22 protein-coding genes are annotated in these 17,938 nt (G+C 43.8%); 10 read left to right on the plus strand and 12 right to left on the minus strand.

Annotated elements, in window-relative coordinates; translation table 11 throughout:
• Positions 1–58 precede the first annotated feature (58 nt).
• From GSF04_RS16710 to rpoE, 4 genes are read right to left on the minus strand one after another with little or no spacing between them, the layout of a single operon-like run.
• Positions 59–517 (minus strand): SoxR reducing system RseC family protein, encoded by a 459-nt coding sequence (locus GSF04_RS16710; protein WP_211857964.1) that lies wholly within the window; start codon positions 515–517, stop codon positions 59–61.
• Complete coding sequence (locus tag GSF04_RS16715) at positions 514–1,464, minus strand: MucB/RseB C-terminal domain-containing protein (RefSeq protein ID WP_010371273.1); 951 nt, start codon at positions 1,462–1,464, stop codon at positions 514–516. Before GSF04_RS16715 ends, GSF04_RS16710 begins: the two co-directional genes overlap by 4 nt.
• Before the next feature lie 3 nt (positions 1,465–1,467).
• Entirely contained in the window at positions 1,468–2,079 is a 612-nt protein-coding gene (locus tag GSF04_RS16720; protein ID WP_211857965.1) for an RseA family anti-sigma factor, read from the minus strand.
• Position 2,080: 1 nt separating this feature from the next.
• Positions 2,081–2,662 (minus strand): RNA polymerase sigma factor RpoE, encoded by a 582-nt coding sequence (rpoE, locus tag GSF04_RS16725; protein ID WP_010371267.1) that lies wholly within the window; start codon positions 2,660–2,662, stop codon positions 2,081–2,083.
• A 296-nt stretch (positions 2,663–2,958) separates the two neighbouring features.
• Here rpoE and nadB point away from each other — a divergent pair, with 296 nt between their 5' ends.
• The gene (nadB, locus tag GSF04_RS16730; protein ID WP_211857967.1) at positions 2,959–4,560 is read left to right on the plus strand and encodes an L-aspartate oxidase; all 1,602 of its coding nucleotides are present in this window, start codon (positions 2,959–2,961) and stop codon (positions 4,558–4,560) included.
• A gap of 57 nt (positions 4,561–4,617) precedes the next feature.
• Here the strand turns inward: nadB and GSF04_RS23520 are convergent, their stop codons facing one another.
• The gene (locus tag GSF04_RS23520; RefSeq protein ID WP_349251735.1) at positions 4,618–4,971 is read right to left on the minus strand and encodes a protein YgfX; all 354 of its coding nucleotides are present in this window, start codon (positions 4,969–4,971) and stop codon (positions 4,618–4,620) included.
• Between the two features lie 40 nt (positions 4,972–5,011).
• The gene (locus tag GSF04_RS16740) at positions 5,012–5,263 is read right to left on the minus strand and encodes a succinate dehydrogenase assembly factor 2 (protein ID WP_010371260.1); all 252 of its coding nucleotides are present in this window, start codon (positions 5,261–5,263) and stop codon (positions 5,012–5,014) included.
• A gap of 160 nt (positions 5,264–5,423) precedes the next feature.
• Here GSF04_RS16740 and ygfZ point away from each other — a divergent pair, with 160 nt between their 5' ends.
• Both ygfZ and GSF04_RS16750 read left to right on the plus strand, forming a co-directional pair.
• Positions 5,424–6,335, plus strand: a complete 912-nt coding sequence (gene ygfZ, locus GSF04_RS16745; protein WP_211857969.1) for a tRNA-modifying protein YgfZ — start codon at positions 5,424–5,426, stop codon at positions 6,333–6,335.
• Between the two features lie 11 nt (positions 6,336–6,346).
• A complete protein-coding gene (locus GSF04_RS16750; RefSeq protein WP_010371256.1) occupies positions 6,347–6,832 on the plus strand; it encodes a peptidylprolyl isomerase in 486 nt (161 codons plus the stop codon).
• Between the two features lie 31 nt (positions 6,833–6,863).
• On the opposite strand, the gene GSF04_RS16755 is transcribed toward GSF04_RS16750, so the two are convergent.
• From GSF04_RS16755 to GSF04_RS16765, 3 genes are read right to left on the minus strand one after another with little or no spacing between them, the layout of a single operon-like run.
• Complete coding sequence (locus GSF04_RS16755; protein WP_017216102.1) at positions 6,864–7,313, minus strand: hypothetical protein; 450 nt, start codon at positions 7,311–7,313, stop codon at positions 6,864–6,866.
• 11 nt (positions 7,314–7,324) lie between these two features.
• The gene (locus tag GSF04_RS16760) at positions 7,325–8,152 is read right to left on the minus strand and encodes a DUF481 domain-containing protein (protein ID WP_045989853.1); all 828 of its coding nucleotides are present in this window, start codon (positions 8,150–8,152) and stop codon (positions 7,325–7,327) included.
• Positions 8,153–8,169: 17 nt separating this feature from the next.
• Positions 8,170–8,487, minus strand: coding sequence for a DUF440 family protein (locus tag GSF04_RS16765; RefSeq protein WP_010371248.1), 318 nt, complete (start codon positions 8,485–8,487; stop codon positions 8,170–8,172).
• A gap of 192 nt (positions 8,488–8,679) precedes the next feature.
• Here GSF04_RS16765 and GSF04_RS16770 point away from each other — a divergent pair, with 192 nt between their 5' ends.
• The 4 genes from GSF04_RS16770 to GSF04_RS16785 all read left to right on the plus strand — a co-directional run bounded on the left by GSF04_RS16770 (position 8,680) and on the right by GSF04_RS16785 (position 11,476).
• Entirely contained in the window at positions 8,680–9,477 is a 798-nt protein-coding gene (locus tag GSF04_RS16770) for a crotonase/enoyl-CoA hydratase family protein (protein ID WP_211857971.1), read from the plus strand.
• A 109-nt stretch (positions 9,478–9,586) separates the two neighbouring features.
• Positions 9,587–9,955 carry a CidA/LrgA family protein gene (locus tag GSF04_RS16775; RefSeq protein WP_010371242.1) on the plus strand — a complete coding sequence of 123 codons (369 nt, stop codon included), beginning with the start codon at positions 9,587–9,589 and terminating at the stop codon, positions 9,953–9,955.
• Positions 9,948–10,637, plus strand: a complete 690-nt coding sequence (locus tag GSF04_RS16780) for an LrgB family protein (protein ID WP_211857973.1) — start codon at positions 9,948–9,950, stop codon at positions 10,635–10,637. The genes GSF04_RS16775 and GSF04_RS16780 overlap by 8 nt, the downstream gene beginning before the upstream one ends.
• A 17-nt stretch (positions 10,638–10,654) precedes the next feature.
• Positions 10,655–11,476, plus strand: coding sequence for a mechanosensitive ion channel domain-containing protein (locus GSF04_RS16785; RefSeq protein ID WP_211857975.1), 822 nt, complete (start codon positions 10,655–10,657; stop codon positions 11,474–11,476).
• A 42-nt stretch (positions 11,477–11,518) separates the two neighbouring features.
• Here the strand turns inward: GSF04_RS16785 and GSF04_RS16790 are convergent, their stop codons facing one another.
• Positions 11,519–12,415: a mechanosensitive ion channel domain-containing protein gene (locus GSF04_RS16790; RefSeq protein WP_010606748.1), complete on the minus strand. Its 897-nt coding sequence runs from the start codon at positions 12,413–12,415 to the stop codon at positions 11,519–11,521.
• 180 nt (positions 12,416–12,595) lie between these two features.
• On the opposite strand from GSF04_RS16790, the gene GSF04_RS16795 reads away from it, so the two are divergent.
• Entirely contained in the window at positions 12,596–14,119 is a 1,524-nt protein-coding gene (locus tag GSF04_RS16795; protein WP_211857977.1) for an amidase, read from the plus strand.
• A gap of 92 nt (positions 14,120–14,211) precedes the next feature.
• On the opposite strand, the gene cysS is transcribed toward GSF04_RS16795, so the two are convergent.
• A complete protein-coding gene (cysS, locus tag GSF04_RS16800; protein ID WP_039497102.1) occupies positions 14,212–15,591 on the minus strand; it encodes a cysteine--tRNA ligase in 1,380 nt (459 codons plus the stop codon).
• A gap of 199 nt (positions 15,592–15,790) precedes the next feature.
• Here cysS and GSF04_RS16805 point away from each other — a divergent pair, with 199 nt between their 5' ends.
• Positions 15,791–16,285, plus strand: a complete 495-nt coding sequence (locus tag GSF04_RS16805; protein WP_010371206.1) for a peptidylprolyl isomerase — start codon at positions 15,791–15,793, stop codon at positions 16,283–16,285.
• 58 nt (positions 16,286–16,343) lie between these two features.
• Entirely contained in the window at positions 16,344–17,069 is a 726-nt protein-coding gene (locus GSF04_RS16810; protein WP_211857979.1) for a UDP-2,3-diacylglucosamine diphosphatase, read from the plus strand.
• A 9-nt stretch (positions 17,070–17,078) separates the two neighbouring features.
• Here the strand turns inward: GSF04_RS16810 and miaE are convergent, their stop codons facing one another.
• Positions 17,079–17,861 carry a tRNA isopentenyl-2-thiomethyl-A-37 hydroxylase MiaE gene (gene miaE, locus GSF04_RS16815; RefSeq protein ID WP_211857981.1) on the minus strand — a complete coding sequence of 261 codons (783 nt, stop codon included), beginning with the start codon at positions 17,859–17,861 and terminating at the stop codon, positions 17,079–17,081.
• Positions 17,862–17,938: the final 77 nt, after the last annotated feature.

Below are 17,938 nucleotides of genomic sequence, written 5' to 3' on the forward strand. Positions count from 1 at the left end.
TACTGGATTCAATACTTCTGTTAGTCACAAATAGAGATTAAGGCCTCGATTTTACATTTTATTTAGTACAATCACCATCTATTTGCGTTATTGGTAGGCTAATTGGGTAAATTTTTATCACTTTTACCTGATGTTTGAGTTTATCCCCTTGGACTCTGGCGAAAAATAAACCGAGTGCTGCACTCGTAAATGCAATAAGTATCTGCAAAGGTTCATTGAGACCAAGTACGAGGGCCGCGATAAACATGCCGGCAAAAGCAAAAAGCAATGGCATTATGTAAACATAAAACGCATGTTTCACCACATTAGAGTCGTCTAATGCCAACTTAATTTTTTGGCCAATTTCGACAGATTCCGTCAAATCTACAGGGAATTGTTTTTTGTGGGTGCTAAAGAGTTTGGCGAATACTTGGGAGCCGCATTTGCCGTTACAGCCTTCACAAGCGGGTTTTGGCTGCGCTTCTAAGTAGACAGTTGCGCCTTTTATGGCGGCAACTGTCAGAGTTTGTTCTATCATAAAGGTCTTTTCACAGACTCAGCGATTGCTTTTGCGGTCATTGCTGGAATATTTCCAACTACGGATACGTCAAACGCACCTGTGTTGTGAACGTACACCGTTGTCGCACCTGACGAAAGCGCTCCACTTGGACGCTGGCCCGGTAATGGACGTTGTACAAATACCGAAATATCAACAAGGCCGTCGGAAAACAAGTAGTAGTCTGCCAGCTCATTGTTTAAATCTAACTTATGTCTGTCAGATTTTAGCAGCTCAAAGCCCTGAGGTAACCAACCAATTTGCCAATTGTTTTTTGTGCCATTCTCAAGTGTCTTCAACAACCCAGATACGGCTTCAGGAAACTGCTTTTGTGAAAGTTCTAACAATTGTTCGGCTGGGGTTTCAGTCACGCTGATATGGGTAAGCTGAAGCTGCTCTAACAATTCGCCTTGTTGGTTTACGTAAGCGGATTTTAGCAACAGAGATGACTCGGTATCGATCCACAACCAATAGTTGTATTTAGCGTCATCCTTTGCTTCTAACCTGACAAGCTGAGCAGGTCTGTCAACGATCCGACCTTTACCCCCTAAAACAAAATCATAGCTTTCTTTGAGGCTGTCGATATTTTTGAATAAAACTTCGGGAATAGGACCTGCTATCGAATCTGTTTGGATGGTGTAAGGCTCAGACTTTGGTTCAAAATAAGTCACTTTGTCACCAATGCGGATCATTTCAAGTCCAGCACCATTGAGCAAACTTAAAAGCTCAAATTCAGTCCCATCTTGGTTACCATGAAGCCAACGGTAAGGCTCCATAGATTTTCCTTTCACCACGACAAACGATGCATCAAAGTTTCTATGATGCACCGCTTCGGCCATGTCTTTTAGCAGTTGTTTGGCTGATACGCTTTCATTTGCCCACAGCCAACTAGAGAAAAATACACTTACTACAACTAACAGTGCTCTCATTTATTACTCTTTTTCCTCTTGCTTTTCAGCGGTGTTGTTTTCACCAGATTGCTGCAGCGCATACGCCATGCGTGACTGTCTTTGATGCTCTAGCACCAATGCACCAATACGTTGCTGCTGTAACTCTCTAATGCCTTTAGCCGCTGATTCAAGCGCAGGCTCAGTTGATAAGCTCACAGGAGAAACGCCTCCAGCAAAAGGAGTAGATTGCAACTGTAACGTATCACCCGCAGGTAAAGTCGCGTCAGAGCTTAGCGTATTAACCCCAAGCACAGCAAACAATGACACACTTGCCGCGATAGCCACTTGTGCAAACGGCTTACGCCATGCACTTAGCTCAATCACATAGCTCTTTGGCGTCGTTTCTTTTTTCACTTGCTCAACGGCCGGCTCACTATACGTTTGCTCTTGTTCAAGTGCCGCTGCAAAGCTGCTGGTGATATCAATGCAAGGTGTGTCTTGCTTTTGACTACGCATTACATCACCAATCAAGGCATACCGAGCAAACTTTTGTTCGTCTAAACGAACATCAGTTTCAGCGTTGAGTGACAGATCACCGTCAAAAATTTGCGATGTCGTTAAATCTTCTGTCACTTGTTTTTCAGCTTGTGCCATATTAAGACTCACCTATTAATGGGTTCAAATTGTTATCTATCGCTTCCCTTGCGCGAAAAATTCTCGAACGAACTGTGCCTACCGGACAATCCATAATGACAGCGATTTCCTCGTAGCTCATGCCTTCGATTTCACGCAAAGTAATTGCGGTTTTTAAATCGTCAGGCAAGCGCTCGATAGTTTTGAAAATCACTGCTTTCACTTCGTCGCTTAACAATAGATTTTCCGGTGAAGCGTTCGACCTTAATTGGTCTGCACCATCATAAAACTCGGCTTCTTCCGCATCTACGTCGTTTGCTGGCGGCTTTCGACCAAGCGCCACCAAATAATTTTTTGAACAGTTAACCGCGATTCTATACAACCAAGTATAAAATGCGCTCTCGCCCCTAAAGTTAGGTAACGCTCGATAAGCTTTAATGAACGTTTCCTGTGCCACATCTGCCACATCGCCTTGATTCGCTACATAACGAGAAATCAGCGCTGCGACTTTATTTTGATACTTGGCAACTAACAGGTTGAATGCGTTTTTATCTCCCTGTTGAACGCGTTTAACTATATCTAGATCTAAATCCTGCTCGCTCATTCGAGCCGGTACTCCTCTTTTTGCTTTTCTAAATCGTATCTAGTTGCCATCATTCACAGCTACTCTGACTTAGTACTGAATAAAAAGTTCTGTTTTTTTGTATTTTTTTTTAAAATAAACGAATTCATCCATCTTTGCGTACTAGTTCTTGGCTGCTTTTTAGCATTATTCCATTAGCAGTCACACAAAATGTTCTAAATGATTCTCATTAAACGGAACAAACTCTCTGCCTTCTATGATAGCAGATGTGGTATAAATAGCAGAATTAAACGCAAAAACAGTAAAGATCTTCGAATATGAAAAATACGACTCACCACAATACTGATGTAGTCATTATTGGTAGTGGCGCTGCTGGACTCTCTCTTGCGCTCTCTTTGGCAAACCACTGTAAAGTTACCGTGATAAGCAAAGGGGCGTTAAAAGAAGGCTCCACACTTTATGCTCAAGGTGGCATTGCCGCAGTATTCGATAAGAAAAATGACAGTATTGAATCACATGTCGAAGACACGCTTGCGGCAGGCGCTGGTTTATGTGACCGCGATGCGGTGCACTACACCGCCTCAAATGCAAAAAATTGCTTGAAGTGGCTGATTGAACAAGGCGTACCATTTGATATGGAAGTGGATAGCAAAGGGAAAGAGCGCTTTCATTTAACCCGCGAAGGTGGGCATTCACATCGCCGTATATTGCACGCAGCTGATGCAACGGGTAAAGCCGTTCAAACCACATTAATTAGCCAAGTGCAGTTACACCCAAAAATTAATATACTTGAGCAATACAACGCCATCGATCTCATCAAAGATAAACATGTCGACTCAAGCGATATCAAAGGTGTTTATGTATACAACCGCAAAGCGGATAGAGTTGAGAGCATATCGGCTAAGTTTGTCGCTTTAGCAACGGGTGGCGCAAGTAAAGTTTACTTGTATACCTCAAATCCAGATGTTTCTTCGGGTGACGGCATCGCAATGGCGTGGCGTGCGGGTTGTCGTGTGGCCAACATGGAGTTTAACCAATTTCATCCAACCAGCTTATACCACCCTGAGCTACAAAACTTTTTAATAACCGAAGCCATGCGCGGTGAAGGCGCGCTGCTTAAACGTCCTGACGGCACACGCTTTATGCCTGACTTCGATGAGCGCGAAGAACTCGCTCCTCGCGATGTAGTCGCCCGTGCCATTGACTATGAGATGAAACGATTGGGCGCAAATTGCGTCTATCTGGATATCTCACATAAAGACAAAGAGTTCATCATTGAGCACTTCCCTACGATTTATGCTAAGTGCCTAAGTGTTGGTTTAGATATCACCAAAGAGCCAATCCCCGTAGTGCCAGCGGCGCATTATACCTGCGGTGGTGTTATGACTGACTTTAACGGTCGTACTGACATCGACAATTTATATGCAATCGGCGAAGTGGCTTACACAGGTCTACACGGCGCAAACCGCATGGCGAGTAACTCGTTATTAGAATGCATTGTGTTTGCCCACGCAGCCGCAAAAGATATTTTAGCTAAAATCGATAATCGTCCTGAGCCATCTAAGTTACCAGATTGGGATGAAAGCCGTGTCAGCGACTCGGATGAAGAAGTAGTGATCACCCACAACTGGCATGAACTTAGATTGTTTATGTGGGATTATGTTGGCATTGTTCGCTCTACTAAACGGTTAGAACGTGCGCTACGCCGCGTTGAGTTATTGCAGCAAGAGATCCACGATTATTACGCCAACTTTAGAGTGAGTAACAACCTGCTTGAATTACGTAACTTAGTACAAGTAGCTGAACTGATTATTCGCAGTGCGTTAGAACGTAAAGAAAGTCGTGGACTGCACTACACCATTGACTTCCCAGACATGGCTGAAAACTCCACACCGACCGTTTTGTCACCGACAAAATAATAATATTTGAATATCGAGCATGTGCTGATTTTTATCGCCATGCTCTGGTCGCTGTTTCTACTTGGCTTGCAGCGCAGTGCGACAAAGTAAACGCCAGTCCGCTTCTGGTATTGCCTGTCGAGTCAAAAATACCTGCTGCTTAGCTTGGTTCGCATCCATGATTTTTAGCGCTATTTGACTATCAAACCATATGGTCGCACCAATAAGCTGCCCTTTGAAATTTATCGTTTTTGACTGTATTTCAATGACGTTTTCCTTCGGGAGCATGAGTACAGTACCCACCTTTGGTGTACGAGATAGAACAGTTTGCCAACTGCAATAACCCGTCACGGCGAATACAATTGTGACTAACCACCACAGCGCAGGAAACAGCAGAAAAAGGATAAAAGCGAGGCAAGAAAAAAGAACCACAAAGAAGGTGTGGTTCTGAAGATTGTGTTGAAAGTCGATTCTATACGCGGATCCGATCAAGGATTAACTTAACCATGCGTTTTAGCTCTGGATCTGGACATTCTTCATGACCCATAAACCAAGCGAATAAATCTGGATCCTCACAGGTAACTAGACGCTGAAACACGTACTTACCTTCGTCGGATAGCGCGTCATAAGCCTGCTCAACAAACGGCTCTAAAATAACGTCCAGCTCTAACATGCCACGACGGCAAGCCCATTTAACTCGAGCTTTAGGCAGTAACTCAACCATAAACTGATTAACCCCTCATAAACTATTGAGAAAATTATACCCACTGTGCAGGACATATGCCATAAAACTTATAGAAATGGCACATTGAAATCGTCCGTCCCTATCTCCACTTATGATTTTACGGTAACATTACGAAAACACTTTAATAGGGATCAACATTATGTCAATTGCTCGTGCTTATGCGCTTCCGTTCAAGGTTATTCGCACTTCAGGACAAGATAAACTTAGCTATTTGCACGGTCAGGTTACTCAAGACATTAACCTTATCAAAGAAGATAATTTTATGTGGTCTGGGCATTGTAGCCCTAAAGGCAAACTTTGGTCTGTGTCGCGCTTAACTCGCTATCAAGACGACTACTTAATGCTTGCAGGTGTAGCCGAAGCTGAAGCATCACTTCGTGAGCTAAAAAAGTACGGCGTTTTTGCCAAAGTTGACATTGATTTTGCTGACTGCGAAGTCTTTGGCTTAATGACTCAGGACAGTAAAGCGCTTGCTACTGCCTTTGGCGTTGAGCTTTCGTCTGACGCAAGCGCTGTTGATGTTGCCAACGGCAAGTTGCTAAGACTCGCAGACGAGCGCTTTGTTTTCATCGCGTTCGAAGGTGCAAGTCTACCCGCGGACGTGGAACAACAAAGCAATCCAGCACCGTTTATTGCGGCCAGCATTTTAGCGGGTGAGCCAAGCCTTGATGCCGATCACGTGGACGAATTTGTACCACAAATGGTTAACCTTCAAGCCCTTAACGGGATCAGCTTTAAGAAAGGTTGCTATACTGGTCAAGAAACCGTAGCTCGAATGCGCTATCTTGGTAAAAACAAACGTGCCATGTACATAGTGACAGGCATCGCTTCAGAGCGCATCGAAGAGGCAGACATTGAACTGCAGATTGAAGACAACTGGCGTCGTGGCGGCAAGGTTATTCAACAAACCTTTGATGCTAACAGCGGCCGTTATTATGCGCTGGCTGTGATGCCAAATGACACACCACAAGACGCGGTGCTAAGAGCAAAAAATTCACCAGAGGTGAGTCTTACTATTCAACCTCTACCTTATTCTTTAGAAGACAACTAACGGGATCTTATATGATTATTGGCCCTAACTCGGTAGTGACAATCCACTACTCAGTTCAAGACAAAGACAACAACACGATTGATAGCACATTTGATGATGAGCCTGTAATAGCAATGCTTGGCTCAGGCTATCTGATCCCAGGTCTTGATGATGCCCTACAAGGCAAACAAGCTGGTGACACTTTCAGTGTGACCATCGAGCCACAAGAAGGTTATGGTGAGCGCTTTGACGAACTGACTCAAGCCGTTCCTAAATCAATGTTTGAAGACATGGAAATCGAAGTGGGTATGCAATTTAGAGCTACCACCGACGAGGGCGACCAAATCGTTGTGATTATTGGTATCGAAGACGAAGAAGTCATTGTTGACGCGAACCACCCGCTTTCTGGGATCACGCTGAACTTTGACGTTGAAGTGCTTGAAGTACGTGAAGCTACAGCTGAAGAAGTTGCCCACGGCCATGTTCATGGCGAAGGCGGTTGTGGTCACGACCACTAAGATTAGTCGAGTTACTAATAGAAAGCGCTGATCATTCAGCGCTTTTTTCTTGTTTAAGTTTACTTTCCATTGCCGTAACCAAGTTGGCTTGGTCATTTGTACCTAAGCGATATTTAGTACCGTCCTTCATCACCACTTCGAGCGCCTTGAATCCAGCAACTGTGTATACCCAACCGTCTGTGCTGATCCGCATGCCAATACCATGACGTAGAGAATTAGTCACAGGCTGAACATAATCGATATCGTCAAACTTTAAGGTCATTTTGGCGACCGACGGTCCAAACCACCAGCTTAACGTCTGTTGTTCTTGGTTCACTTGAATGGTTAAGCCATAAAAAATAAACGCAACAAGCGCGAGGATCACCAAAAAGCTAACAAAGGCAAGATTGCTACCTGTTAGGAAAATTGCCAATATGGTAAAACTGGCGATAAAGGCTAGAAACAGCCATATAACCCATGCAAACTGTGTATTTTTATACATCGATAGTCTTCTTAATCAAAGCTGTAAACTAATGTAGCACCAAGTTCAGTGTCTACCTTTTCTTTTTCATTTTCTGGCTGCGAATTATAACGGTAAATAAACGCAAACTTCAGCGCAATCCCGCCAATCACTTGTGTAACTAGCGCGGACTCAGCAAACAATCGGGAGTTTAAACCTGACAGCGATTGCTCAAAACTGACGTCTTGATTAAAGCGGGTGCGCTTTGACACGTTTCTTTCCCACTGCAATGCCATACGCAAAAGCTGGCCTTGCTCCGTTCTATCTTCTTCCGGCTCAAGCTCGATTTCGTTATCCACACGAGAGATAGACATACCGGGACCGATGTCAATATCTACCGTGTTCTTTCGTCCCTCATATACACGATTGCCATAACCTAGCGCAAATGTCGTGGTGTATTCCTTGCCATTAAACCTGTCACGCTCATAGTCGCCGTACATAAAGAACGAAGCGTTATCGTCCCCTAGCTTGTAGTTACCTTGCGCAGAGCCAAAGTAGCGCGACGCTGAGACATCTTCGACGTCTGTTTCTGTATTTTGCTCGCGGCGATAAAGGCCATTAAATTTAAATTGATTACGCCACTTGGGGAAATCTTGGTAGAGATTACTTTTTAACTTAAATGACGTGTTTTGCGTATTACCTTTGTTAACGATAAAACCAAATTCAACGTCACCGTACAGCATCTCGCCCTTGTGTTTTTGATGAATTTCGTCATCGGGCATTTTGCCATATTCGTGAAAATCTTCGAATGGATCCGTAGCTAAGCTTGGTAACGAAACCAAGCCAATTGCAAATAAAGTGAAAGTTCTAAAAAACGGCACTGATAACTACTTTCCGGTTATTGCTTCCAAATGATATGACAAAACGGTGCGTCTAAATCTCTGCTAATCAAAATTTTTGCGTACACCTGATCCGAGTCATCAAACTCGATACCAACCAAAACCTGAACGAAGTGCTCTGGCTCTGCTTCTTGTTCATACGCAGTGATGCTCGACCAACTCTCATCCGGCTCACTTTCTTCAATGAAACCTCGATCTTCGCGATGTTCGTTGAACATATTAATATCGTGTTCTTCAAGATTATCCGGGGCCAACTCAAGGAAGATATCATATGCTTGGTGAGTGGCTTCTTCGATGCTACAAAGTCTCGCTGTCATGGACGCTAGCCTGTTGTTTTAAAATTGGCGCAATGATAGCAAAATGAGGTAAAACATAAATACTTAGTCGCGATAATCAAACAGAAAATAACGCTAAATGACGAACAAATTATCGGTAAAAGTTGAATGTCACACCGCTTTTAAGTTATTACTCTAAAACTATCGCATAAAACCCGCAGGGAGCATCTCATCATGATTTCATTTTCCGAAGCGAACAACATCGCATTTGTGACCCTATCTCGACCAGAAAAACAAAACGCGCTGTCTGTTGAAATGTTTGTTGGTTTAGATAATGCAATAAAGAAAATTAGAAATAGCAAATCAATTAGAGCTGTCGTTATCCAAGGTGAAGGCGCACATTTTTGTGCCGGTCTAGATGTAAAAAGCGTGCTGAATAAACCTTTTGGGATCATCAAGCTACTTAAAAAATGGTTACCTGGTAATGCTAACTTAGCACAAAGAGTCGTACTCGGCTGGCAAGCTTTACCTGTTCCTGTTATCGCCAAGATCACAGGCAATTGTCTAGGTGGTGGCTGTCACATTGCATTAGGTGCGGACATTCGTTTAGCCGATAACAGTGCGCAGCTTGCCATTATGGAAGCCAAATGGGGACTCTGCCCTGACATGGGCGGCAGCTTACTTTTACCTGCCACAATGAACAAGGATAAGGCACTGCTGATGACAGTCCATGCACAGCGAATAGATGCCCAGCAAGCACTAAAGGACGGTCTCATTACCGAACTCTGTGATGATGTTGACGCTAGACTCTCAGAATTACTCACTCAATTTAGCGCACGCTCGCCAGATGCCATTGCAGCAATTAAGAAAGTGTATAATCGAGCCTACAACCAGCCCGCCCGTAAACTGCTATGGTTAGAAACATGGTCACAAATCAAATTGCTCGCAGCCAAAAATACCAAAATTGCGATGAAGAATGCCTCTGTAGCTGATGAGAATAAAAAGCCATTTTTGCCTCGCATGAAGTGGTAACGTCAGATTTAAAGCCCATTTGCCCAAAGTATAATGGTCATCGCAATACGAGAGCGTACAATTAGGCATCATACAGCTAGGCCATTGCAGCGCTGAGGATTTACATTTAATGGTACACAGAGCGAAGTTGATATTACGATTTGCACTAGGCTTTGCCATCATTTTGGCGTGTCTCTTCAGCGCTAAATGGATTATTCAGCTTAGTGCTTTACAGATCCCAGCCGCCCTACTTGGCATGGTGTTTCTTGTCATACTCCTTGCCACAAAAATCATTAAAGTAGAATGGTTAGCCCCCGCAGCAGAGCCCATCTTAAAATACATGGCGCTGTTTTTCATTCCAGCGGGAGTGGGCTTGGTAGAGCATCTCAGTTTGTTTCAATCCCACTGGCTTATGCTGCTGTTATTGCTAGTTGGTGTTCCAACAATAAGTCTTGTATTGTTAAGCCCTATCGTTAAGAGTATCAAGTTTCGTGATTAATATAATTATGGCGTCAGCGCTCACTGTGCTGCTATTTTTTAGTGCACGCAAACTATATCAGCGCATCTCCTTACCGATATTAAACCCTGTGCTGATCTGCATTTTGGTCATTTCGGCATTTCTACTATTCACTAAGTTCGACTACAAGGTATATCAACAAGCAACGCTACCAATTCATTACTTGTTAGAGCCAGCGGTCGTTGCACTCGCTTACCCCTTGTATAAACAATTTCACCAAATTAAACCGGTATTTTTTGCATTGTGCTTAACCAGTTGGTTGGGTGTTTCACTGTCTACGTTAAGCGCTTTTCTTATCTGCCAGTTTTTTGCAGCCGATCCGCAGCTCTCAGCTTCAATGGCGGCCCTGTCGGTTACAACACCAATCACCTTACTCATTAGTGATTATCTCGGGGGGATCCCCGCTATTGCAGCGATTATGGTGATACTAATTGGTGTATTTGGTGGCGTGTTTGGACTACATATTTTGCACTGGTGTAAAGTTGACCATATGCAAGCGAAAGGCACCGCGCTTGGTGTTGCTTGCCATGCAATAGGCACAGCCGCAGCGATAGAGCATCACCCCATGGCTGGGGCTTTTGCTTCAGCAGCGATGACAATTACCGCCATGATAACTGCACTTTGGGTGCCTTTGTTTTATCATTGGTTGGCTACTCTAATTTAATAACTCGGGATACGACTGTGATCAATCAAGAAATCGAGCAAATAGAACACTATTACAACATTATTCGAGAGTATCTGGTGACGTACAGTTTCCAATTGCTCGCTGCGATATTCATCTTCCTTCTCGGTTTGTGGTTATCAAGAAAGCTGTCTAAAGCGACTGAAAACTTGATGCTAAAACACAATATCGATCCTGCTTTAACCAACTTTATTGGCAATGTGATCAAGGTGCTTATCATTGCCATGTTTGTGATTATTTCTCTTGGCAAGGTTGGCATCAGTATCACACCATTTGTCGCCGCCATCGGTGCCGCGTCTCTAGGTGCTGGTCTTGCACTGCAAGGTATGCTGGCAAACTATGGCGCTGGGCTTGCCATCATTGCTACCCGCCCATTTGTGATTGGCGATACCATCAGCATCAAAGGGGTTAACGGCCAAGTTAAAATGATTGAGCTTGGACATACCACGCTCATCAACGAAGACAAAGTAGAGATCACTATCCCGAATAAACATGTGGTGGGAGAAATTCTCCATAACTCATTTGCAAACTCTCTGGTTAAAGGTGAAATAGGAATAGCTTATGATGCTGATTATCAAGGCGCATTAACACTTATCAATCAGGTACTCGCTGATAATGCTAAGGTCAGTCAAGACCCTAAGCCTCAGGTGGGGATTGAGGAATTTGCCGACAGTGCAGTGATATTGAGTTACCGCTACTGGGTGCCTACGACTTCACTTATCGAAACTAAATTAGAAGTGAATAAAACGGTGTTTGCCGCGATTAAAAATGCGGAAATAGAAATTCCATTCCCGCAACGAGTGGTTAAAATCATTCAGTGAGTAAACTCAATAACGGCTAGGGTGCTAGCCGTTATTCTACCCTCAGTTTTCATCAGGCTTTTCCATAGAAAAGCCACTGCGTAAATGAAGATCGCGCTGTGGAAACGGGATCTCGATTTGATATTTTCGAAAGGCATCATCGATAGCCCAGAGGTAATCAGAAACCAGCGCTGTTGGTCGCTTTACCTGCTCAGGTTGCACCCAAACTCCTAGCGTGAAATTCAAGCTACTATCACCAAACCCTGTCATCCATACCGTTGCTTCTCGCCCCGGCGTATTCAAGGTATATTGGACATTTTTGGCCGCTTCCAATGCGGCACGCTTCACCTTCTCTTTGTCGCTGCCGTAGGCCACCGAAAAAGGAATACGGAAACGACGATATTTATCCGACATTGTCCAATTGGTAATTGTATTTGACACCATTTCCGAGTTTGGAATAAGCAGGTCGACGTTGTCATTTGTACGGATCCAAGTTGAGCGCATGTGAATGGCGATGACTTCTCCCACCACCCCGTTGGTCAGCTCAACAAAGTCCCCAACTTTGACGGTTTTCTCTAGCAGTAATACCAGACCAGAGACAAAGTTATTCACTAGACCTTGTAGGCCCAAGCCAATCCCAACGCCGAGTGCACTGGCAACAAGCGCCAACTCAGTGATCTCTATTCCTAAGGCCGTCAGCGCAATAATAAGACCAATAAATAATACGATGTAGTGAATGATCCTGCCTATCACATAGGCTGAGGTATGCTGGATCACCCCTTGTCTTGACGCGAGACGATTAAATGCTAGTCGTAGGATCTTGGAGATCACCAAAGTCGCAACGATCACCGCGATAAATGAGAGTGCTTCTCCCACCTCTAATGAAAATTTACCTAATGAAAATAGCTTTTGGTCAAGCCACGGAATATCAACTTCTATATCTATTGGTGCTTTTATCATGGTTATATTTTTTGTTATCTCGTGAAGTTAAGTGTGTGTGGCTAGCAGCAAAAATACAAGTTTTAAAGACGCCTAAATCATGCTTTGTTTAGGCTACTCGCTTGACCTTTTACAGGGCTCGTGACTAAATAAAGGACAAATAAATAACAATAATACTACTGCGGATTGGTAAAATACGTCATGAAAAAATCCCTACTCGCTTTAACCACTTGTATCGCGCTTGCGTTGCCAGCTTATAGTCAATCGCTTGCGGACCTTACCACGCTCGAAGCACAAACCAAAATACAAAATCGAACTTTATCAGCAACGCAACTCACTGAGTTTTATTTAAAAAGGATTTCACAACTTGACGACAGTGGCCCTATGCTCAATGCAGTGATCACGCTCAATCCCAACGCTTTACAAGACGCTAAAAAGCTTGATGCCGAACTACGCGCGGGAAAATACCGAGGGCCACTTCATGGCCTGCCAGTTATTGTTAAAGATAATATCGACACCAGAGCGCCAATGGCAACAACTGCAGGTGCGCTCGCATTGCAACACAACGTCAAAACCCAAGCGGCACCACTTATCATCCAGTTAGAACAAGCCGGCGCTATCATCCTTGGCAAAGCCAATTTAAGTGAATGGGCAAACTTTAAATCAAGTTTCAGCTCGAGCGGCTACAGCACGCTTGGGGGTCAAACCAAAAACCCGTATGTGTTAGACAGAACACCATGTGGCTCAAGTTCAGGCTCTGCTGTTGCCGTCTCCGCAGGTCTTGCACTGCTCGCTATTGGCACGGAAACTGACGGTTCTATTGTTTGTCCTTCAGCACATAATGGTGTTGTAGGTATTAAACCGACTGTCGGTTTGATTTCAGGTGAAGGCATTGTTCCTATCAGTCATAGCCAAGATAGCGCTGGCCCTATGGCAAAATCGGTGATGGGTGCCGCTTTGTTACTCAATGCTATCGTTATCGATGCAAAACAGCCGATTGACTTTACCCAAGGCTTAAATACTGCCAGTTTCAATGGCAAACGAATTGCTATCACCAGTCATGTAGGTCAATTTCCACCTGCAGTGCAAGCGGTATTTGCAAAAGCCGTTGCGACCATGAAAGCAAATGGCGCAGAAATAATTGAAGGGTTAGACTTACCTGAGCTGGAAGCTTTAGGCTCCGCTGAATTGGATATTTTGCTCTATGACTTTAAGCATGATCTTAATGCTTACCTTGCCACGACACCAGAGCAGGTAAAAGTAAAAAACCTAAACCAGCTCATCCAATTCAACCAGCAACATCCCTCCACCATTAAATACTTTGATCAATATTTGATAGAGGAAGCTGCAAAGAAAGGCGATATCACTGAGCACCGATATCAAGAAGCCCAAGCTTTGGTTAAAGAATTTGCCCGTCAACAAGGCATTGATAAAATAATGCAAGAACATCGCCTTGACGCATTTATCGCACCAACGAATACCCCAGCTTGGAGTATCGATATCATTAACGGTGATAATTTCTCCGCCTCCTCGTCATCTCCCGCCGCGATTGCAGGATATCCAAGCATTACCGTACCGATGGGTTTTCATCACGAGCTACCGCTGGGTATTTCTTTCTTCGCTGAGGCTTATAGCGAAGCGAAATTAATCAAGCTTGCCTATGCTTTCGAACAGTTGACTAATGCACGCAAAGCGCCTGAGTTTAAGGCAACATTAACGCCATAAAAATAATAGTAACGTTATTAAATAAAAAATGCCTTCACATCGCTTGATATGAAGGCATTTTTTATTTGCGTATTTTGTTGGTACCAAGAAGGTTAAGCTTTACGCCAAGTTGTTTTGCCCGCGCTATCTTCTAACACAACGCCTAAAGCAGTTAGCGCATCACGCGCTTCATCCGCTGCAGCCCAATCTTTATTTTCACGAGCGCTGCGGCGCTTTTCAATCAATGCTTCAATTTGCGCTACTTCGTCGTCGTCTTGTTCGCCCTGTAAGAAAGATTCAGGGTCTTGCTGCGCAATACCTAAGACTTCCGCTAGTTTCACAAGAATAAACGCGTGCTCACCAGCAGCTTTTGCGTCACTATCTTTTAAGCGATTCACTTCTTTTGATAATTCAAAAATCACTGGCAGTGCTTCTGGCGTGTTGAAGTCGTCGTTCATTGCTGTCTCAAAACGTTCAACGTAAGCATTACCTTTAAGTTCGACCTCCACCAGCTCAACGCCACGTAGCGCAGTGTAAATACGCTCAAGCGACGAACGTGCTTGTTCAAGGTTTTCTTGTGAGTAGTTTAGCTGGCTACGATAATGACCATTGATCAAGAAATAGCGTACTGTTTCTCTATCAAAGGCTTTTAGCACTTCACGTACGGTAAAGAAATTGCCAAGAGACTTAGACATTTTCTCTTTGTTAACTTGTACCATGCCGGTGTGGATCCAGGTGTTCACATAACGGCCGTTATTTGCGCAGCAAGATTGGGCAATCTCGTTTTCATGGTGCGGGAATTGCAGATCTGAACCCCCACCGTGAATATCAAAAAATTCACCCAAATGCTTTGAACTCATTGCGCTACACTCAATGTGCCAACCTGGACGACCTTCGCCCCACGGAGATTGCCACGCAGGCTCACCCGCTTTGGCTTTTTTCCACAATACAAAGTCAAGTGGATCATCTTTGTCTTGCGCTACTTCAACGCGTGCACCCGCTTGTAGCATTTCTAAATCTTGCTGAGATAACTGACCATATTGCTCAAACGTTGAAACATCAAACAATACATCCCCGTCCTTCGCAACGTAAGCATGGCCTTTTTCAATCAAGCGCGCGATCATCTCGATGATTTCGTCCATATGCCCTGTTACCGTCGGCTCAATATCCGCAGGTAGCATATTCAACGCAGTAAAGTCTTCATGCATGGCTTTGGTCATGCGAACGGTTAGATCATTAATCGACTCTTTGTTTTCCGCGGCGCGTTTAATGATTTTGTCATCCACGTCAGTAATATTACGCACATACGTGACGTCATAACCTAAATAACGTAAATAACGGTTCATTACGTCAAATGAAACGTAAGTGCGTGCGTGTCCTACATGACAGAAATCATAGATAGTGATACCACACACGTACATATCAACCTTGCCTTCTTTGAGCGGTTTAAAAGGGGCTTTTTGGCGAGTGAGTGTGTTGAAAATCTGCAACATGTAGTTTTCTTCCTAAGTACGGTTCATTTTTTAACAAAAGTGCTTTTAATCATACCACCTGCATAGCAGCGCCTCTAGATTTTAATAACGAATTACGGCAGTTTTTTGATTTTTTACGCTGATTTTTAAGGAATGCTTTTTCACAAAAGCCCAGTTGATATAAAATAGGGTTTTATCATTCAACACGATGGACACTAACATGGTTGTTTTAGAAACAAATCACGGCGAAATCCGTATTAATCTTTTCGCTGACAAAGCGCCTGAAACGGTAGCTAACTTCCTAAACTACGTAAACAGCGAGTTTTATAACGGTACTATTTTCCACCGTGTAATCGACGGTTTTATGGTTCAAGGTGGCGGATTCGCATCGGGTATGGAACAAAAACCAGTTGAAGCACCGATCAAAAACGAAGCAAACAACGGTGTTGCAAACAAAGTGGGTACTCTAGCAATGGCACGTACGCCAGATCCACACTCTGCAACTGCACAATTTTTTATCAATGTTAACGACAATGACTTCCTTAACTTCTCTAGCGAAACATCGCAAGGTTGGGGTTACTGTGTATTCGGTGAAGTTGTTGAAGGCATGGACGTAGTAAATAAGATTAAAGGTGTTGCTACTGGTTCTTCTGGTTTCCACCAAGACGTACCGCTTGAAGATGTGATCATCGAAAAAGCATACGTTGCTGAGTAATATCCTACTTTTTATTCAAGGCCAGTATTTATGCTGGCCTTATTAGTTTTGAGGTCCCATGGGTAAAACCTATTTTATCGCCGACTTGCATTTAACCGAGCACCGCACTGATATCACCGACGCTTTTTTCGCTTTTCTCGACCATCACATGACCGCCGATGTCGACGCTTTATATATTCTGGGTGATTTTTTTGAAGTGTGGATTGGAGACGATGAAAAAGACCCCTACGCCCTGAGTATTGCACAAAAACTGCGAAGCTTGAGTCACCTTGGCATTCAAGTCTTTTTTATTCACGGTAACCGTGATTTTTTAATCAAACAAGCCTTTGCTGACGAATGCCAAATGACTTTGTTACCTGAACAAGCGGTGATAGATCTATACGGCACACCAACGGTGATTTTGCACGGCGATGAGATGTGTACACAAGACGAAGCCTATCAAAAGTTTCGTAAGAAGAGCCGCGGTTGGTGGTGGCCAAGATTGATGCTTGCTATGCCACTTTGGTATCGTCGCAGAGTTGCTGCAAATGCAAGGCGTAAGAGTATTGAAAACCAAAAAGGCAAGCCCCTTGAGATTCTAGATGTCACCGAAGAAGCAGTGGCTGAAATGTTCGCAAAACATGGCGTAGACAATATGATCCACGGCCACACCCACAGACCAAAAGTGCACACCTACCAAGATGGTAAGGTACGTACTGTACTTGGCGATTGGTATTCACAAAGCTCATATATCGTCGTTGATGACAGTGGCAAACAGCAGCTCCTTTGCCACCCTTTTGAATAAATTTAGTGCTTAAATAGGCGCACCTGAGTGAAACTTGAAATCGGGGTCCGGTGAGCTGATAAGCTCGTTTTCTACTTGCTGAAATAGTTGAACACGCCCAGCTACGTCACAGCGCTTAGGAGCGGTTGCGTTGGCCACTTGATGCGCTAAATCAATATAGTCTTGATAATGTCTGGCTTCTGAGCGCAATAGCGACACATAAAACTTAGCAATTTCTTGATCTAAGTGTGGCGCAAGTTTGGCGAAACGTTCACATGAACGAGCCTCAATGTAAGCACCAATGATCAGTTTATCAACCAGGGCTGCGGGTTCATAAGTGCGAATGTGTTTGATCATTCCAGACGCATAGCGAGATGCTTGTACGTACTCAACAGGAATATCACGTGCCCTTATGATTTCTAGCACCTGTTCAAAGTGATGTAGCTCTTCTTTGATAAGCCTCACCATCTTACTCAAAATATCTTGATTGTAAGCATATTCAGGTCGTGCAGTTAGCTCACCGATCAATTCATTTTTACTGCCTGAAAACTCGCCATCACCAATACTGCGATAAATAAAATCTTCGTAAGGTTGCAACCAACTTAACAATGTTTTTGCAGACGCATCATCTATTGCATATTTGCGAATTAAGAAGGCCGCACTTTGCGCCGCTTTTAACTCACAATGCATATGATCGATAAGCAATAATGGTAAGTGCTCGCTTTGCTTTGCTTTTTCAATCCAAGCTTGCGGGGTTTCACAGCCTAAAAATTGGTTAATAGGCGTAAGTAAATCTGTGTACTTTTCTAACATAACAACAAAAGACTAATGTGTTTGCGCCATTTTATCATAACTTCTCGCTGCAAGGTGCACCACAAGGCTATTCCCCA

Origin of the sequence: Pseudoalteromonas sp. A22, from assembly GCF_018141345.1 — a bacterium.
Classification (GTDB): domain Bacteria; phylum Pseudomonadota; class Gammaproteobacteria; order Enterobacterales; family Alteromonadaceae; genus Pseudoalteromonas; species Pseudoalteromonas maricaloris.

Excerpts from the sequence above, each read along its gene's own strand:
- GSF04_RS16810 (WP_211857979.1), top strand. The coding sequence starts at position 16,344 with ATGGGTAAAACCTATTTTATCGCCGACTTGCATTTAACCGAGCACCGC.
- GSF04_RS16795 (WP_211857977.1), top strand. The coding sequence starts at position 12,596 with ATGAAAAAATCCCTACTCGCTTTAACCACTTGTATCGCGCTTGCGTTG.
- GSF04_RS16740 (WP_010371260.1), bottom strand. The coding sequence starts at position 5,263 with ATGGTTGAGTTACTGCCTAAAGCTCGAGTTAAATGGGCTTGCCGTCGT.
- GSF04_RS16765 (WP_010371248.1), bottom strand. The coding sequence starts at position 8,487 with ATGACAGCGAGACTTTGTAGCATCGAAGAAGCCACTCACCAAGCATAT.
- ygfZ (WP_211857969.1), top strand. The coding sequence starts at position 5,424 with ATGTCAATTGCTCGTGCTTATGCGCTTCCGTTCAAGGTTATTCGCACT.
- GSF04_RS16750 (WP_010371256.1), top strand. The coding sequence starts at position 6,347 with ATGATTATTGGCCCTAACTCGGTAGTGACAATCCACTACTCAGTTCAA.
- GSF04_RS16755 (WP_017216102.1), bottom strand. The coding sequence starts at position 7,313 with ATGTATAAAAATACACAGTTTGCATGGGTTATATGGCTGTTTCTAGCC.
- cysS (WP_039497102.1), bottom strand. The coding sequence starts at position 15,591 with ATGTTGCAGATTTTCAACACACTCACTCGCCAAAAAGCCCCTTTTAAA.
- GSF04_RS16775 (WP_010371242.1), top strand. The coding sequence starts at position 9,587 with ATGGTACACAGAGCGAAGTTGATATTACGATTTGCACTAGGCTTTGCC.
- GSF04_RS16715 (WP_010371273.1), bottom strand. The coding sequence starts at position 1,464 with ATGAGAGCACTGTTAGTTGTAGTAAGTGTATTTTTCTCTAGTTGGCTG.
- nadB (WP_211857967.1), top strand. The coding sequence starts at position 2,959 with ATGAAAAATACGACTCACCACAATACTGATGTAGTCATTATTGGTAGT.
- GSF04_RS16720 (WP_211857965.1), bottom strand. The coding sequence starts at position 2,079 with ATGGCACAAGCTGAAAAACAAGTGACAGAAGATTTAACGACATCGCAA.
- miaE (WP_211857981.1), bottom strand. The coding sequence starts at position 17,861 with ATGTTAGAAAAGTACACAGATTTACTTACGCCTATTAACCAATTTTTA.
- GSF04_RS16805 (WP_010371206.1), top strand. The coding sequence starts at position 15,791 with ATGGTTGTTTTAGAAACAAATCACGGCGAAATCCGTATTAATCTTTTC.
- GSF04_RS16770 (WP_211857971.1), top strand. The coding sequence starts at position 8,680 with ATGATTTCATTTTCCGAAGCGAACAACATCGCATTTGTGACCCTATCT.
- rpoE (WP_010371267.1), bottom strand. The coding sequence starts at position 2,662 with ATGAGCGAGCAGGATTTAGATCTAGATATAGTTAAACGCGTTCAACAG.
- GSF04_RS16710 (WP_211857964.1), bottom strand. The coding sequence starts at position 517 with ATGATAGAACAAACTCTGACAGTTGCCGCCATAAAAGGCGCAACTGTC.
- GSF04_RS16790 (WP_010606748.1), bottom strand. The coding sequence starts at position 12,415 with ATGATAAAAGCACCAATAGATATAGAAGTTGATATTCCGTGGCTTGAC.